The organism is Gordonia mangrovi (assembly GCF_024734075.1).
Classification (GTDB): domain Bacteria; phylum Actinomycetota; class Actinomycetes; order Mycobacteriales; family Mycobacteriaceae; genus Gordonia; species Gordonia mangrovi.
The window spans coordinates 1,667,570-1,682,588 of sequence record NZ_CP102850.1; the positions used below are offsets into that span (position 1 = coordinate 1,667,570).

The following is a 15,019-nucleotide window of genomic DNA, read 5'->3' on the forward strand; positions in this document are numbered from 1 at the left end:
CCGCGGAGTACTCGTCGACGAGCACATGCGCACCTCGCATGTCGGATGTGGATATCGCGGCAGATGACCGAGCGGACAGCCACCACCCCGGGGCCACGTGCCTGGAACATCACCGACACCGAGCACTGGGGCGGAATCGACGCGGCGATACGTGAATCCGGACTCGACAGCCCGGTCCTGGCACTCGATCTCGCCGCCCTCGAACACAACACCCGCGACCTGACGCGACGGGCAGGCGGGGTTCCGCTACGCCTGGCCACCAAGTCGCTGCGCGTGCGGTCGGTCATCGACGACGTGCTCAGACGCCCCGGGTTCAGCAGTGCACTCGCCTATGACCTCGCTGAAGCACACTGGCTGGCAACACAATCCGACGTATCCGAGGTCCTGGTCGGATACCCGTCGACACGTCGGCAGGCCATCACGGAGTTCGTCCACGACGAAACCGCCGTGCACCGCGTGACGGTGCTCGTCGATTCCGTCGCCCACCTCGACCTCATCGACGCGGCGGTTCCGCCGGCACGACGCCCGACGATCCGTACCGCGATCGACGTCGACGCCTCCTACCGTCTCGCCCGCGGCCGAATCCACCTCGGGGTCCGCCGGTCGCCAATCCACAGCCGGGTCGAGGCCGTCGAACTCGCACGTGCGATCGTGCGCCGCCCCGGCTACGCGCTCGTCGGGGCGATGTCCTATGAGGCCCAGATCGCCGGGGTCGCCGACGCGTTGCCCGGCCGGCGATTCACCAATCTGGGTGTCGGCCTTATGCAACGCCGCTCGATGGCCGAGTTGCGTCGCCGACGCGGCCGGATCATCGCCGCACTCGGCGAGGTGGCCGATCTCGAATTCGTCAACGCGGGCGGCACGGGATCGCTGGAGCAGACCTCGACGGACCCCTCGGTCACCGATATCGCCGCCGGTAGCGGACTGTTCGGCGGCCACCTGTTCGATGGCTACTCCCGGTTCCGACCCGCTCCGGCGCTGGGATTCGGGCTCGACGTGACGCGCCGCCCCGCGGCCGGCATCATCACCTGCGCCGGCGGCGGGTGGATCGCGTCGGGTCCACCGGGCCCCGACCGGCTCCCGAAACCGGTGTGGCCCGACGGCCTGGCGTACGTGCACACCGAAGCCGCCGGGGAGGTCCAGACGCCCTTGCGTGGGACCGCTGCGGACTCGCTCGCCATCGGCGACCGGGTCTGGTTCCGGCACACCAAGTCCGGGGAGATCTGCGAGAGGGCCACGGCGGTCGCGCTCATCGAACGCGATGGGTCCGGCCGGGCCCGGGTTCGGGATGTGGTGCCCACCTACCGGGGCGAGGGGAAGTGCTTCCTGTGACACCGGACGCGCCGACCTGGCGGAACTGGGGAGGTACCCAATCCGCCACTCCCACTCGAGTTGTCCACCCCACCGACGTGCCGCAGATCATCGACCTCGTCCGTGACACCGCCGAGCGGGGTGGCGTTCTCAAGCCGGTGGGCGCCGGCCACAGCTTCTCCGCGATCGCCGTCGCCGACGACGTGCAGGTCGACCTGTCGGCGATGCGCGGACTCGTCCGGGTCGATGGCGCCGCCGTCACCGTGCGGGCCGGCACCTATCTCCATGAGATGCCCGCCATTCTGGCGCCGTACAGGCTCGCGATGCCCAATCTCGGCGACGTCGACCGCCAGAGCGTGGCGGGGGCCACCGCCACCGGGACACACGGCACCGGACTCCGCTTCGGCGGCGTCAGCACCCAGATCAGTGCCGTGACCCTGGTCTCCGGCACCGGGGACATCGTGACCGTCGGGCCCGACGACCCGGACCTGGCCGCGGCCGCGCTCGGACTCGGGGCGCTGGGCGTGCTCGTGGAGATCACGCTGGCCTGCGTGCCCGAGTTCGGCCTGCGTGCGGTCGAGGCCCCGGCCACCTTCGATGACGCTGTCGGCGGGTTCGTGGACCGGGTCGCCGAGACCGACCACCACGAGTTCTTCTGGTTCCCACACACCGCCTGCGCGCTGACCAGATCGAACACCCGGATCGGCGCCGACACCCGCCGTTCCGGGCCGGGCCGGGTCCGCCGCTACGTCGACGACGAGTTGTTGAGCAACAAGCTGTTCGGAATGCTGTGCGCGGTCGGCGCCCGCGTCCCGGCGGTGGTCCCCGCCGTCGCGCAACTGTCCGGCCGGGCGCTGGGCGCTCGCACTTACACCGACCGGTCCGACGAGGTCTTCGTCTCCTCACGCGGGGTGCGCTTCCGCGAAATGGAGTACGCCGTCGCGCTGCACGAGGTGCCGGACGTGCTTCGCGAGGTCCGCGCGATGATCGACCGCCGGCGCTACCTGGTGAGCTTCCCGGTCGAGGTGCGTGCCGCTGCTGCCGACGACCTGATGCTCTCCACCGCGACCGGCCGCCCCACCGGCTACATCGCCGTCCACCGCTATCACGGCGACGACCCGGCCGACGCCGACGCCTACTTCGCCGACGTGGAACGGATCATGAGCGCACACGATGGCCGGCCGCACTGGGGCAAGATGCACGGACTGGACGCAGCCGGTCTGCGCCGCCGCTACCCGCGATTCGACGAGTTCCTCGAGGTTCGCAACCGTTTCGACCCGGCACGGGTGTTCGCCAACCGCTACCTGCGCCGCGTCCTCGGCGACTGACGGCGACGTCGCGGAGAACCAAAGTTCTTTCCCCTGGTGTCGTTTCCTCCCCCGCCTGCTCGCGGAGGGCGAAGCGATACCCGGGGGAAGAACTTCCTGTGCCGATGCGCCCAACGGGCGGCGGCGTGCGTGCTACAACCGTCGGGGGTAGCCAGGCGAGGAGACCGACATGGCACAGGGCATCGACGTTTCGCACGAGGCCGGCATCGGGGTGATCACCCTGACCGACGCACGGCGCCGCAATCCGTTGTCGACCGAGACGATGTCGGCGGTGACGACTGCGCTGCACGAGTTCGGCTCCATGGCCGACGTCCGGGTGATCGTGATCCGTGCCCTGGGCCCGGCCTTCTCCGCGGGCCACGACCTGTCCGAACTCGTCGACCGCACCCTCGACGACGAACGCGCGGTGTTCGCCGCGTGCACCGACATGATGTCGGCGGTGCACTCCGCGCGGCAGCCGGTGATCGCCGAGGTCGCCGGTTTCGCCTTCGCCGCCGGTTGTCAGCTGGTTGCGACGTGCGACCTCGCGGTCGCCGCCCGGTCGGCCCGGTTCAGCACACCCGGCGTCAAGATCGGGCTGTTCTGCTCCACCCCGATGGTCGCCCTGAGCCGGGCCATCGGACGCAAGCGAGCGATGAAGATGCTGCTGACCGGTGACGCAATCGATGCGGCCACTGCCGCCGACTGGGGTCTGGTCAACGATGTCGTCGACGACGACGCACTGCGCTCTGCTGTCACAGACCTGGCGCAGAAGGTGGCGGCCTCGAGCGCGATGACGGTGGCTATCGGAAAGCAGGCCTTCTACCAACAGATCGACGAAAGCGAAACGGACGCATACGCGCTCATGCAGGAGACGATGGCCACGAATGCCCTGACCTGTGACGCCCAGGAGGGGATCTCGGCGTTCCTCGACAAGCGCGATCCGGTGTGGACGGATTCGTGACCGTGCGAAGGGCCGCTTTCGACGTCGACATGACATCTGCTCGCCGGATCGGGAAATTCACCTCACGCCCCTGACGACCGCGCCGATCTGTGCAACAGTTTCATCGTGAGCTCATCCGAGTTCGACACCACCAAACTGTTCCCGGGCAAGTTCTTCATCAGCACCGTCCTCGACGTGCTCGAATCGAAGGAAAAGATGTCCGGGCATATGCGCCGCCGCTATCTTCAGCGTGCGGCGATGGCCGGCATCATCATCGCGATCTTCTACGTGATCAACTACACGATGATCGGTGCGTTCGATCAGATCGGTGACGATGCCCCGCTGCACGTGGTCGGCAAGCTGTTGGGTGCGCTGTCGTTCAGCTGGGCGCTGGTCTTCATCTACTACACCAAATCCGAGTTGCTGACCTCGAACATGATGATGGTCGCGATCGGCACCTACTATCGCCGCATCTCGTTGCTGATGACTTCGCGCATCCTGGTGCTCTGCTATCTCGGGAACATCGTCGGCGGTCTGCTCCTCGCGGCTCTCCTGCGCGGTACGACACTGCTCGACGGTGCGGTACTCGAGGCGATGAACCACTCGGTGGACGTCAAGACCGGCTACCTCACCGAAGGATTCAGCGGCTGGCTCGACCTGTTCATCCGAGCGATCCTGTGTAACTTCATGATCAACCTGGCGATGCTGCTGGTCTACAACGGCTACCTCCACGAGGACATCGCCAAGATCAGCGCGATGATCGTGGCGGTGTTCGTGTTCGCCTTCCTGGACTTCGAACACTCCGTCGCCAATACCGTGCTGTTCATGATCGTCGGGCTCCAGGACGGGATTCCGGTGGGGCTCGCCCTGGGAAATCTCGGCATCGTCCTGCTGGGTAACTTCATCGGCGGCGGCATCCTCATCGGCTTCTACTACGCGTGGGTCAATGACGAACGCGACAGCCACGTCCCACACCTGCGGCGTCCGCACCACCGGTGACCCACCCGCTCCCGGCCCCGATCTCTACTCGACACATCAGTGCGCCCACGCCTTCTGGAGGAATCCGGTGACCGCGATGATGTCCTCACCCGGCAGCGTGCCGCCGTCGGAGGCGTCGAGTTCACGAATGAAGTAGCACGGGCTGCTCACCTGAATCCGCACCGCGGCCGAGGTCTCGACCGAGACCCGGAAGATGCCGGCGCTGCCGATACAGGAATCATCCTCATGCCAGCCGATCTCTACCGGCGCGAATTTCGTACGCACGGTGTCGGCGTCCACGGCGGTTTCCGGTTCGAAAACGATGTCGGTCGCATAGAGCACCCCGTTGTAGTGCGAACCGTGGCTCAGCGCATCGGCGACGGCGCAGCACCCGGCCCATTCCTCGGTCGATCCACTGCCAGGGACCAGTTCGGTGCCCTCGGTCAGCCGGTCGATCATCGCTTGCGTCACAGCCCGCCCATGGGCGCGCACCTGCGCAGCCTGCACGGCGGTGAGGGGTGACCCATCGTCCACGGTCGCCGCCGAATCCGGAAGTGGTGCATGCACCTTGACTCTCATCATCCCGCCTTCCGCGAGTCGACGGCCGGATCCCGCCGTCCGCCGGAGAGTTGTCCGGCGATGACGTCGGCGGTGCTGCGGCGGTTCTCGTGCGTGATGTCGCCGCCCCGTCCCGCAACGATCCGCCCGAGGTTCTCCAGCGACTCCGAACCGATCTGGAAGTAGCTGCTGTGGTTGCCGAGGATCGGTGCGACGTCGCCGCCTTCGGCGCGAAAGCGTTCCGCACCGAAGGCGGTGGTCGCCGGATCGATCCCCAGCCCGCTGATCCCGGTGTTCGCCGTCGCCCCACCGAGATGAGCGACGGCATCGTCGGAGGCCGCACCGACGTAGACGTTTGTCGCGCCGATCCCGAACTCGTCGGCTGTCGCGATACCGCCGGCACCCGGTGACCCGAGCAGCGTGACGGTGTCGAGATCGTCGGACATGCGCTCGTTGTCGCCGGCCCAGCCCACCGTCGTCGAACCGTAACTGTGGCCGATGAGACCGAGGTTGAGCCGGTCGTCGACCCCGCTCCCCTGCCCGACCCCGAGTTGATCGCGCGCGGTGACGAATCCGGCGATGTCGTCGGCGAGCATCCGACCACCGTCGCGGGCCGCACCAGACCCGGTGAGCGCGCCCAAATCGGCACCGCTGGGTGCGTCGTAGCCGATCCAGATCGCCGTTGCGACGTCACCCCGGTCCCCGCCCGCCTGCTTGTAGAGGTCGGCCGCGTTCTGCACATCGCCGGCGGTCCTGGAGATGTCGGCGCCCACACCCGGCACCAGCCACGCCACGTTGCGCGCGGTGTCGAGGTCGCCGACGGCGACCACCACCTTTCCGTCGCCACCGAACGCGTGTGGATCGTAGGCGTAGAGCTGGATCACCGCCCCCGGCGCCGTCTGTTGCGCCTTGGCAAGTCCCGTACGCACCGACTGCGCGTTGCGCAGCGTCTTCTGGGTGTCGTCACTGCGATCGCCGAGATCGACGACGGCCCGCATCTGATCGAGGTCGCGGTCGAGGGCGATTCGATTGGCCCGGTCGCGCACCGACGCCGGCAATCCCTGTCCGGCACCGATGATCTCCGGAAGCTCCTGCACGACGGCCGTACGCTCCCCGGTGGTGAGACCGGCCCACCAGCGGGCACGCTCGGCCGCCGTCATCTGCTCCAGGTTCGGCGATGACGCCCCGGGACGTACCTTGTCCAGCGCCGAGCGGACACGCTGAGCCCGGTCCTGGTCCGTCGCCGTCGTCATCGATCCCCTCACCTCGTGCCACCAGTCTGTCATGGCAATCGACCCTGGATCGGCGTATCCGCCCGCGGTGTCAGGGATGCACCACGACGACTATTGACGCCGCGGCACGCTGACACCGCGGCCGTATCGCACCCGGAAGCCCACACCCACCACGCGGAGCAACTATATACCCCTAGGGGTATAGTAGTAGGTGGTTGTCCGAGGGAGGACGGAATGATGAACAGCTATCTCCGACATGGAATCGTGGTCGCGTCCGGAGCGGCGATTGCCGCGGTGGTCGCGCTGGCCGGATGCACAACCGACGTGGTTTCTGCTCCGGAGACATCCACCGGCACAACGACTGTTGCCGCGCCGGTGAGCACCACAGTCGCCACCGATGCGGTGCTTGCCGATCAGCTGCGGTATCTGATCGAGGAGGAGAAGCTGGCCCACGACGTGTACGTGACGCTCGGTGAGCAGTGGGGTGGGCGCATCTTCACCAACATCGCCGCGGCCGAGGTCACCCACCAGGATGCGGTCGCGCGTCTACTGCCCGCCTACGGGATCGCCGACCCACGCCTCGCCGCCGTGGGTGCGTTCACCGATCCCGCATTGCAGGAACTCCACGACCGTTTGGTCGCCGAGGGATCGGCCTCGCCGACCGCCGCCTACCGCGTCGGTGTCACCATCGAGGAGAAGGACATCGCCGACCTGTCGGCATATCTGGCGACCGACCCGCCGACCGATGTCGCCGCCGTGATGACAAGCCTGCGGGACGGATCGAGCAACCACCTCGCGGCGTTCCAGCGTCAACTGGCCTGACGCCGGATGGTGCGGTCAGGTTGTGGCGGGTGCCGAACGCATCCGCCGCAACTGGATGACCTTGTCGACGCCGACGAAGGCCGGGGCGATCAGCGACAGACCCAGGACCACCAGCCACTGGCCACCGGACAGTGACACGGTGTCCAGCAGCCGCTGGAACATGCCCAGCTCGACCGCCGCCCACGCCAGCGACCATCCGCCGATGAGCCACCCGAAGTACGGGAACACCGGCGACGACCACGGGGCCTCGCGCTCGCGGCGCATCACCACGCCGAGGTTCACACCGCTGAATGCCACCACCGCGAACGCCATCGTCATCGCCACCGACCCGGCATCGGCCGAGGGCTCGTCGGGCCCCCACTGGAGGACGGCCAGGGCGGTGCCCGCGATCAGGAAGCCGCTGATGACCCAGCGGGCGATCTGCGGACCGTTGACGATCCGGGTTCCCGGCGTGCGGGGCGGACGTTGCATGACACCGGGATCGGAGGCGTCGACGATGAAACCGACCACCACGGTGACGATGACGAAGAACTTGCAGAACAGCAGTTGCATCGGCAGCAGCGCGACGCCGCCGTTGATGTTGAGGATCGTCGCCAGCACCATCATCTGCAGCACCGCCGACAGCACGGTCAGCTGCAGCCGGATGTAGGACGAGATGCGGCGATAGATGTCGCGGCCGAGTTCCACCGCACGCACCAGCGTGGCGAAGTTGTCGTCGGTGAGCACGATCTTGGCGGCCTGCTTGGTCACCTCCGAACCGCTGCCCATCGCCACACCGATGTCGGACTGCTTGAGTGCGGCGGCGTCGTTGACGGCGTCGCCGGTCATCGCGACGACGTCGCCGTCTTCCTGCATGAGCCGGGCGAGTCGCAGTTTGTCCTCGGGTGCCACCCGCCCGAACACGTGCAGTTGCGGCAACTGTTCGAGCACCTGGTCGTCGCTGAGATGTTGCAGCTCGGTGCCGGTGATGACCCCGGGCCCCAGCCCCAGCTGATCGGCAATGGCGCGGGCGGTGATCGTGTGGTCGCCGGTGATCATCCGGACGTCGATGCCCGCCCCGAGTGCGGTGTGCACGGCTGCGGTCGCCTCGGCACGTAGGGGGTCGATGATGCCGACCAGGCCGATGAGGACGAGATCGCCGACAGCGCCCATGGGGTCGGCGACTGCCGCGTCCATCGCGGTGTCGTCGAGGCCTTTGGCGGCGAACGCCAACACCCGTAGCCCCTTTACGGACAGCTCGCGGTTGGCGTCGACGATGTTCTGGCGCATCTGCTCCACCGGCACGATCTCACCGTGCTGCAGCGCGTGGGAGCAACGATCGAGCACCACGTCGGGCCCGCCCTTCACCACGACGAGATGTGGCTGGTCCACCACGGTGCCGCGGACCGTGTTCGGGCGATGGTGGAAGGTCGCCATGAACTTGTAGTCCGAGTCGAAGGGGACCTCGGTGACACGGGGGATGGTCCGGCGGGTCGCCTCCGCGTCCACCCCGATCTTGGCCGCCAGCACCACCAGCGCCGCCTCGGTGGGGTCGCCGATGATCGATTCATCATCGGCGACGGTGGCGTCCGAGCACAGGCACAGCCCCAACGCCAGCGGCGTGAAGTCGGGCGGATCGCCGGCAGCACCGAGGATTGCGCCGGTCTTGGCGTAGCCGGAGCCCTCCACCCGGAACCACTGGTCGCCCGCGTACAACGCGGTGACCGTCATGGCGTTCATGGTCAGCGTGCCGGTCTTGTCGGAGTTGATGACGGTGGTACCGCCGAGGGTTTCGACGTCGGCGAGCGACTTCACGACAGCCTTCTCGTCGGCGAGATGCTGTGCGCCCGAAGACAACATCGTCTGGACGAAGGTCGGCAGACCGGTGGGGATGGAGGCGATGGCGGTGGAGATGCACAGCAGCGCAAGGGTCTCGCCGTTCTGTCCACGGACGATTCCGATGATGCCGATGATGGCGACGGCACCCCAGGCGAGGAAGCCGAACACCTTCGTCAGGCCGTCGAGTTCGCGCTGCAGCGGCGACTTGGACCGCTTGGTGGCGGAGACCATGTCGGCGATCCGACCCATCTGAGTGGCCGAACCGGTTGCGGTGACCACGAACTGCGCTGATCCCCGGGTGACCTGCGTGTTCTGGAAGGCCATATTGGTGCGGTCGCCCAGCGCTATTTCGGTCCCGGCGATCGGCGCCGGGTCCTTGGGCACGGGCGCGCTCTCGCCGGTGAGCGCGGCCTCCTGGACCTCCAGCGTCGCCGAGGTGAGCAGGCGGCCGTCGGCGGGCACCAGGTCGCCCGCTTCCACCAGCACGATGTCGCCGGGTACCAGGTCGGCGGCGGGCACTTCGGCCACCTGTCCGTCGCGACGCACCCGCGCGACCGGGACCTGTAGCTGCGCCAGAGCGTCGACGCTGGCCTGGGCCTTCATCTCCTGTTTGGTGCCCATCACCACGTTGAAGGCGACCAGCAGGCCCACCACGATGCCCGTGGCGAACTGACCGATGACGAAGCTGGCCACGGCAACGATGAGCAGCATGATGTTCATCGGATTGGCCAGTTGGCCCCGGGAAACGGCCCACAGCGTCGGTGGAGGCTCGGGGGTGACCTCGTTCGGGCCATAACGCGCCAGCCGGTCGGCAGCATCGGCGGACGTCAGCCCGACCCGAGTGTCCACGTCGAGCGCAGCGGCCACGCCGGTCGTGTCGCGGAGATATGCATCGGTCAAAGGCGTTGCGTCAGTGGTGGAAGCCATACACGCGGTCCTCTCGGAGATCCCTGTGGCCGGCAGCCATGACCACCACGCCATCCCGGCGAAACACCAGATCATCATGCCGGACCAGCGCCCACGATGCCGGAATTCACCGATTAACGTCACCTGGTTCGCGCGGCGGGTTCGGGGTCGCGGTTGACGGTGGCCGCATCGGGGTATCCCCCGTGCACCCGATGGAGGAGAGAACCACCATGGACACCGCAATCTGGATCATTCTGGCCGTCGTCATCGTGCTTGTCGTACTCGTTGCCGTAGCGCTTCTCATGCGGCAGCGCACTACGCGACGCCGCAGCAAGGCACACGAGATCCGCGAGAACGCCACGCAGCAGGTGTCCGAGGTGCGACGTCGTGAGGCGATCGCCGAGGAGTCCGACGCCCGGGCCCGCAAGGCCCAAGCCGAAGCGGACGCGAAGGCCGCCGAGGCCAAACGGCTCAGCGAGCAGGCGCAGGCACATCAGGGACACGCCACGGAATCGCGTGACAAGCTCGAGCGTGAGCTCGCCCGCGCCGACAAACTCGATCCCGACGTGAAGAAGAACCGAACCACCCAGGAAGACGGCACCAGTCGGCCAGATGACGATGTCGCCGAGGACGCCGACGTGTCGCCACGCTCGCAGCGGTCGACTCCCAACGGCACGTCGCCGGCCGCGACCGCCGACAGCGGTGGCATCGGCGAGCCCGATCGCACCGAGCCTCCGCCGACCACACGCTGAATCCGATGGTCGCCGGTAGGCGACCACATCACCGGAGTGACGGCTCGTCCCCCCACCGGGGGTGCCACGGTGGTCAAGTGGACTCCAAGCGCTCCGCAAGAGCCGATCGACAGGCTGATTGCAGTCCAGCTACCGAAAGGCTCCCCCATGTCGTTCCACACGTCCGCCCCGCAGCCGCCCCTGACCTACATCACCGATGAGCCACCGCACACCACCGCCCGCTGGCAGATCACCCGACGTTGCGCACTCCTGCTGGCGGCGGCCGGATTCGCCGCGGTGACCGCCTGCAGTGTCTCCGTCGGTACCGACGGAGACACTGCCGTGGAAGCCACTTCGGACATCGCGATCGGCGAGTGTCTGCAGATCGATGACCAGGCCGATTCCGAGGGCAAAGTGCGGGCCACCACCGCAGCCTGCGACTCCGACGGGCTCACCTTCTATGCCGCGGAGGCGGTTTCCGCCGAGCAATCATGCACCGGCGAGAACAGCGCAAGCCTGTCGTTCGACGGAGATCCGCAGAAGCTCTGCATGACGCCCAACCTCGCCGACGGTCAGTGCTATCAGATCCCCTTGCCCGGCGGTCAACTCGTCGACTACCGCAAATCCGATTGTGCGGCATCGCCGGCCACCGACACCGTGATCGCCGAAACCGTCGCACGTTCGGATGACTCGATCAGCTGCACCGAGGACCAGACCGCTTGGGTGTTCACCGAACCGGAGGCAATCGGATACTGCCTGCGTGCCATCGGGACTCCCTGACCCGTGTCGAGCCGCGGTCTGCTCCACTCGATGGCGACGGATACCGAAACGTACAGAGGAGGACTGGTTCTGCAACTTCGAGGGGTTGTGATGGTCAGGGTGGTGGGTCTCGATACGTCACTCACTCCGTTCGCGACCACTCGACCACCGGTTGGCAGACCATTCCGAAAGGGTGTCACCGGTGCAGCGGTGACGAGGCCGACCGCGGCGCGGTAGTCTCCGGCAATGGCGCCCCCCGCTCGGAGTTCCGACCGCACCCTCGTGCTGCTGCACGGCGCGCCGTTGACGCCGGAGATCTGGGGTGAGACCGTCGCATTTCTGGGTGACCGCACTGTGGTCACACCCGATTGCACACGTGTGCCGAACTCCCGGGAGGCGCAGACGATCCTTGCCGAACAGGTCGCCGCCGACGTCGAGGGCGACCTCGATCTGGTCGGCCACTCCTTCGGCGGACAGATCGCCATCGATCTTGCGTTGCGCCATCCCGATCGTGTTCGGACACTGACCATTCTGTGCAGCCGCGATACCCCGTACCCGGCCTTTGGCCCGGTGGCCGCACAAGTACGTGCGGGGTCGGGACCGTCGGTGGTCGGCTCACTGGCACGGTGGTTCACCGCCGAGGAGCTGATCGCCGATCCACCTGCGGTGTGCGCTGCCCGAGAACAACTCTCTCACGCCGACAACAGGCACTGGGCTGCCGCCCTGGCCGCCATCGCCACCTATGATCGCTGGTCGCGAACGGGCTCCCTGTCGATGCCGGTCACCGTGGTGGCCGCAGGCAAGGACGGTGTGTCGACCCCCGAGGTGATGGCCGATCTTGCCCGCCGCATCCATGGGGCGGTCTTCGATCTGCACCCCGAGTGGTCGCACATGTCGGCATTCACCGAGCCGGAGGCACTGGCAGCATTGATCGATCGTTCGACCAGCCGCGATCTCGAGTAGCTGGGCTGGTGTACCGACTGGCGTCGCTGCTGCGGCGCGTTCCCGATCAGCTGGTGTCGGAGGGCTTTTCCGGAGCCGAGGCGGCTGTGGCCGTGGTCGAACCGGGCGCCGCCGGTCTCGCCGGGTTCGGCGCCGCACCCGCCTTCGGACCGCTGTCGGCGGTGTCGCCGGCAGTGCCGGCGGTGCCGTTGCCGTTGAGCTGATGGCCGTACATCCGGAGGAAGTGCTCGTGTGTCATCGGGGTGACCTTGTGTTTCTCCTGGCGCAAGCCGATGAACAGAGTGGGGATCATCAGGGTGATCAGGATGAAGACCGGTAGGCCCACCACGGTTATCACCTCTTGTAGCGCGCTGAGACCTGCCTCGCCGCCGACCACGATGAGCGTGGCGGCCACCGCTCCCTCGGTGAGGCCCCAGAACGCACGCTGCCGGATGGGACCGGCCTCGGCGTCACCCGAACACAACATGTCGACCACCAGGGATGCCGAATCCGAGGACGTGGCGAAGAACAACGCGACCACCACGACGGCGATTCCCTGTATCAGCGTGGTGAGGGGGAAGTTCTCGAAGAACTCGAACATCGCCAGTGGAATACTCTCTTCCACTGCGGCCGAGATGGATCCACCGTCCCCACCGATGCCGTCGATCTCCATGGCCGACCAGCCGAAGATGACGAACCAGACGAGGGTGAACAACGACGGCGCAACCAGCACCCCGACCACGAACTGGCGGATGGTGCGACCGCGCGAGATACGGGCCAGGAACACTCCCATGAACGGTGCCCACGTCACCGTCCACGCCCAATAGAACACGGTCCAGCCGCCCTGCCAGCCCCAGCCACCGTCCTTGGTGAAGTCGGCCATCGCGTCATTCCAGAACGCCAGCGGCACCACATCGGCGGCATAGTTGCCCACGCTCTCGATCATCTGGCGAAGGAGGAACACGGTGTCGGAGAAGATGAGCACGAAGATCATCAGGCCGATCGCCACCGAGATGTTGATGTTGGACAGCCGTTTGACGCCCTTCTCCAGCCCGACGACGATCGAGGAGGTCGCCACGATGGTCAGGGTGGTGATGATGACGACCTTCGCCCACACCGAATCTGGCAGTCCGACCAGCTCGCTGAGACCGGCGTTGATCTGCGAGGTTCCCAGACCCAGTGACACCGCGAGCCCGAAGACCGTTCCCAGCACCGCGACGACGTCGATGGTCTTCCCGATGGGTCCGTGGATGCGGTCCTTGAGGACCGGATAGAACACCGACGAGACGCGCATGGGCAGCTTGTAGCGGTAGATGAAGTAGCCGAATGCCAAGCCCGGCAACGTGAAGATGGCCCAGGTGTGCAGGCTCAGGTGGTAGAGCGAGACGCTCATCGCGTCTTCGGCGGCCTCGGCGCTGTAGGGTTGCACGCCTTCGAAGGGCGGGTTGGCGAAGTGTGAGATCGGCTCGGCGACACCCCAGAACATCAGCACGGTGCCGATACCTCCGGCGAAGAGCATCGCGAACCACGACACGTTGGAGTATGCCGGTTTGTCGTCGTCGTCGCCGAGCCGTAGCCGACCGTAGCGGCTGATGGCGACCCAGATCAGGAAGATCAACCACACCGTGACCCCGATGATGAAGAACCACCCGAGGTTCGTGACGATCCATTCGCGACTGTTCCCGAATGCGTCGCCCACCCAGTCCTGGAAGATCAGGAACAGCACCAACAATGAGATGGTGAGACCCGCCGACCAGAAGAAGATCTGCGGGTTCGTCTTGAGACCGAGCTTTCGAGCGAGCGTTTCCACTGGGTGCCGTCTCCATCCTCGACGGCTCGGTGTCGGTGTCGGGATAGCGCGTTGCGGGTGTCGTTGGTGAACCGTCGACTAGAACCCCAGCATCGTCGCATGATTCGAAGATGGCCACCCATGCAATCGGTTCGTTACATTCGCACCTGTTGACCGTTTCCCCGGTGACCACGAACGGCGCCCATCGTCGCGAGCCGGATCACTGTTCGGCTTCAGGCAGATCCCAGGAGAAGTTGACGACCATTCCCTCGGCACCGTCCATCTTGAGTCGAACCGGTCCGGTGCGTCCCTCGGCCGTCGACGCTTCGCAGGTCACGGTGGTACCGGGTTGAGCCGAGATCTCCTCCTGGGGACAGTTCAGCGCGGTCAACGTGTACCCGGTCTGTCGGCCGAACTCCGGGCCGATCGAATCGGCGACCGAAGACGCCAACAACCGCTGCGAGCCGTCCTGCACCTGCCAACTGAAGTCGATCGAGTCGTTGTCCTCGTCCACATCCGTGACCTTCACATCCCAGATGGCGATCACGCCTTTCTCGGTCACCGAACAGGTGGTGGCGTCATCGACCTCGGCATCGAGACCATTGGTGCAGTTGATGGCGTCGAGCGGGTCGCCCATCTGTGCGGCGGCTTCGTCGCCGAGTTCGGCCTCGAGCGTGTCGGCGCTGAGGCCCTGCGAGTCACCGGTACTGACCGACACCGAACATCCGCTGAACAGGATGGCCAACGCGATCACCGCGAGACCGCTCGCGCCTTGCTGCTTGATGGTCACTGCTACTCCTGTCGCGACGACTGCCGCGCCCGGGGGCGCGGGCGAGTTCGGTTTCTGGGCGTTTTCCAGGCTGTCACGAACGCGCATGTGTCGAGAGGGCTCGACACCGCAGTGTTTGGGAGGCCGCTCCGTA

At 66.6% G+C, this 15,019-nt stretch carries 13 protein-coding genes; 8 read left to right on the top strand and 5 right to left on the bottom strand.

Translation table 11 applies throughout. From position 1 onward, the window contains the following. The first annotated feature begins 63 nt into the window (after nt 1-63). From NWF22_RS07610 to NWF22_RS07625, 4 genes are all read left to right on the top strand, one after another. Nucleotides 64-1,332: a type III PLP-dependent enzyme domain-containing protein gene (locus NWF22_RS07610; RefSeq protein WP_202398944.1), complete on the top strand. Its 1,269-nt coding sequence runs from the start codon at nt 64-66 to the stop codon at nt 1,330-1,332. Then, entirely contained in the window at nt 1,329-2,639 is a 1,311-nt protein-coding gene (locus NWF22_RS07615) for a D-arabinono-1,4-lactone oxidase (RefSeq protein ID WP_160903821.1), read from the top strand. The genes NWF22_RS07610 and NWF22_RS07615 overlap by 4 nt, the downstream gene beginning before the upstream one ends. A gap of 169 nt (nt 2,640-2,808) precedes the next feature. Further along, nucleotides 2,809-3,582 (top strand): enoyl-CoA hydratase, encoded by a 774-nt coding sequence (locus tag NWF22_RS07620; RefSeq protein WP_160903822.1) that lies wholly within the window; start codon nt 2,809-2,811, stop codon nt 3,580-3,582. A 105-nt stretch (nt 3,583-3,687) separates the two neighbouring features. Then, complete coding sequence (locus tag NWF22_RS07625) at nt 3,688-4,560, top strand: formate/nitrite transporter family protein (protein WP_160903823.1); 873 nt, start codon at nt 3,688-3,690, stop codon at nt 4,558-4,560. 36 nt (nt 4,561-4,596) lie between these two features. Here the strand turns inward: NWF22_RS07625 and NWF22_RS07630 are convergent, their stop codons facing one another. Further along, a complete protein-coding gene (locus NWF22_RS07630; RefSeq protein ID WP_160903824.1) occupies nt 4,597-5,121 on the bottom strand; it encodes a hypothetical protein in 525 nt (174 codons plus the stop codon). After that, nucleotides 5,118-6,350, bottom strand: coding sequence for an alpha/beta hydrolase (locus NWF22_RS07635; RefSeq protein ID WP_160903825.1), 1,233 nt, complete (start codon nt 6,348-6,350; stop codon nt 5,118-5,120). Before NWF22_RS07635 ends, NWF22_RS07630 begins: the two co-directional genes overlap by 4 nt. A gap of 213 nt (nt 6,351-6,563) precedes the next feature. On the opposite strand from NWF22_RS07635, the gene NWF22_RS07640 reads away from it, so the two are divergent. After that, nucleotides 6,564-7,151 carry a DUF2202 domain-containing protein gene (locus tag NWF22_RS07640; protein ID WP_160903826.1) on the top strand — a complete coding sequence of 196 codons (588 nt, stop codon included), beginning with the start codon at nt 6,564-6,566 and terminating at the stop codon, nt 7,149-7,151. Between the two features lie 15 nt (nt 7,152-7,166). Here the strand turns inward: NWF22_RS07640 and NWF22_RS07645 are convergent, their stop codons facing one another. Further along, nucleotides 7,167-9,896, bottom strand: a complete 2,730-nt coding sequence (locus NWF22_RS07645) for a cation-translocating P-type ATPase (RefSeq protein WP_160903827.1) — start codon at nt 9,894-9,896, stop codon at nt 7,167-7,169. A gap of 209 nt (nt 9,897-10,105) precedes the next feature. Between NWF22_RS07645 and NWF22_RS07650 the strand changes: the two genes are divergently transcribed. The 3 genes from NWF22_RS07650 to NWF22_RS07660 all read left to right on the top strand — a co-directional run bounded on the left by NWF22_RS07650 (nt 10,106) and on the right by NWF22_RS07660 (nt 12,328). Further along, complete coding sequence (locus tag NWF22_RS07650; protein ID WP_233751779.1) at nt 10,106-10,627, top strand: hypothetical protein; 522 nt, start codon at nt 10,106-10,108, stop codon at nt 10,625-10,627. A 147-nt stretch (nt 10,628-10,774) separates the two neighbouring features. Next, on the top strand, nt 10,775-11,386 hold the full coding sequence (locus tag NWF22_RS07655; protein WP_160903828.1) for a pyridine nucleotide-disulfide oxidoreductase: 612 nt from the start codon (nt 10,775-10,777) through the stop codon (nt 11,384-11,386). Between the two features lie 225 nt (nt 11,387-11,611). Then, the gene (locus NWF22_RS07660) at nt 11,612-12,328 is read left to right on the top strand and encodes an alpha/beta fold hydrolase (RefSeq protein WP_160903829.1); all 717 of its coding nucleotides are present in this window, start codon (nt 11,612-11,614) and stop codon (nt 12,326-12,328) included. Nucleotides 12,329-12,374: 46 nt separating this feature from the next. On the opposite strand, the gene NWF22_RS07665 is transcribed toward NWF22_RS07660, so the two are convergent. Both NWF22_RS07665 and NWF22_RS07670 read right to left on the bottom strand, forming a co-directional pair. Beyond that, nucleotides 12,375-14,117 (bottom strand): BCCT family transporter, encoded by a 1,743-nt coding sequence (locus NWF22_RS07665; protein ID WP_160903830.1) that lies wholly within the window; start codon nt 14,115-14,117, stop codon nt 12,375-12,377. Between the two features lie 199 nt (nt 14,118-14,316). After that, complete coding sequence (locus tag NWF22_RS07670) at nt 14,317-14,886, bottom strand: DUF4333 domain-containing protein (protein ID WP_160903831.1); 570 nt, start codon at nt 14,884-14,886, stop codon at nt 14,317-14,319. Between the last annotated feature and the right edge of the window lie 133 nt (nt 14,887-15,019).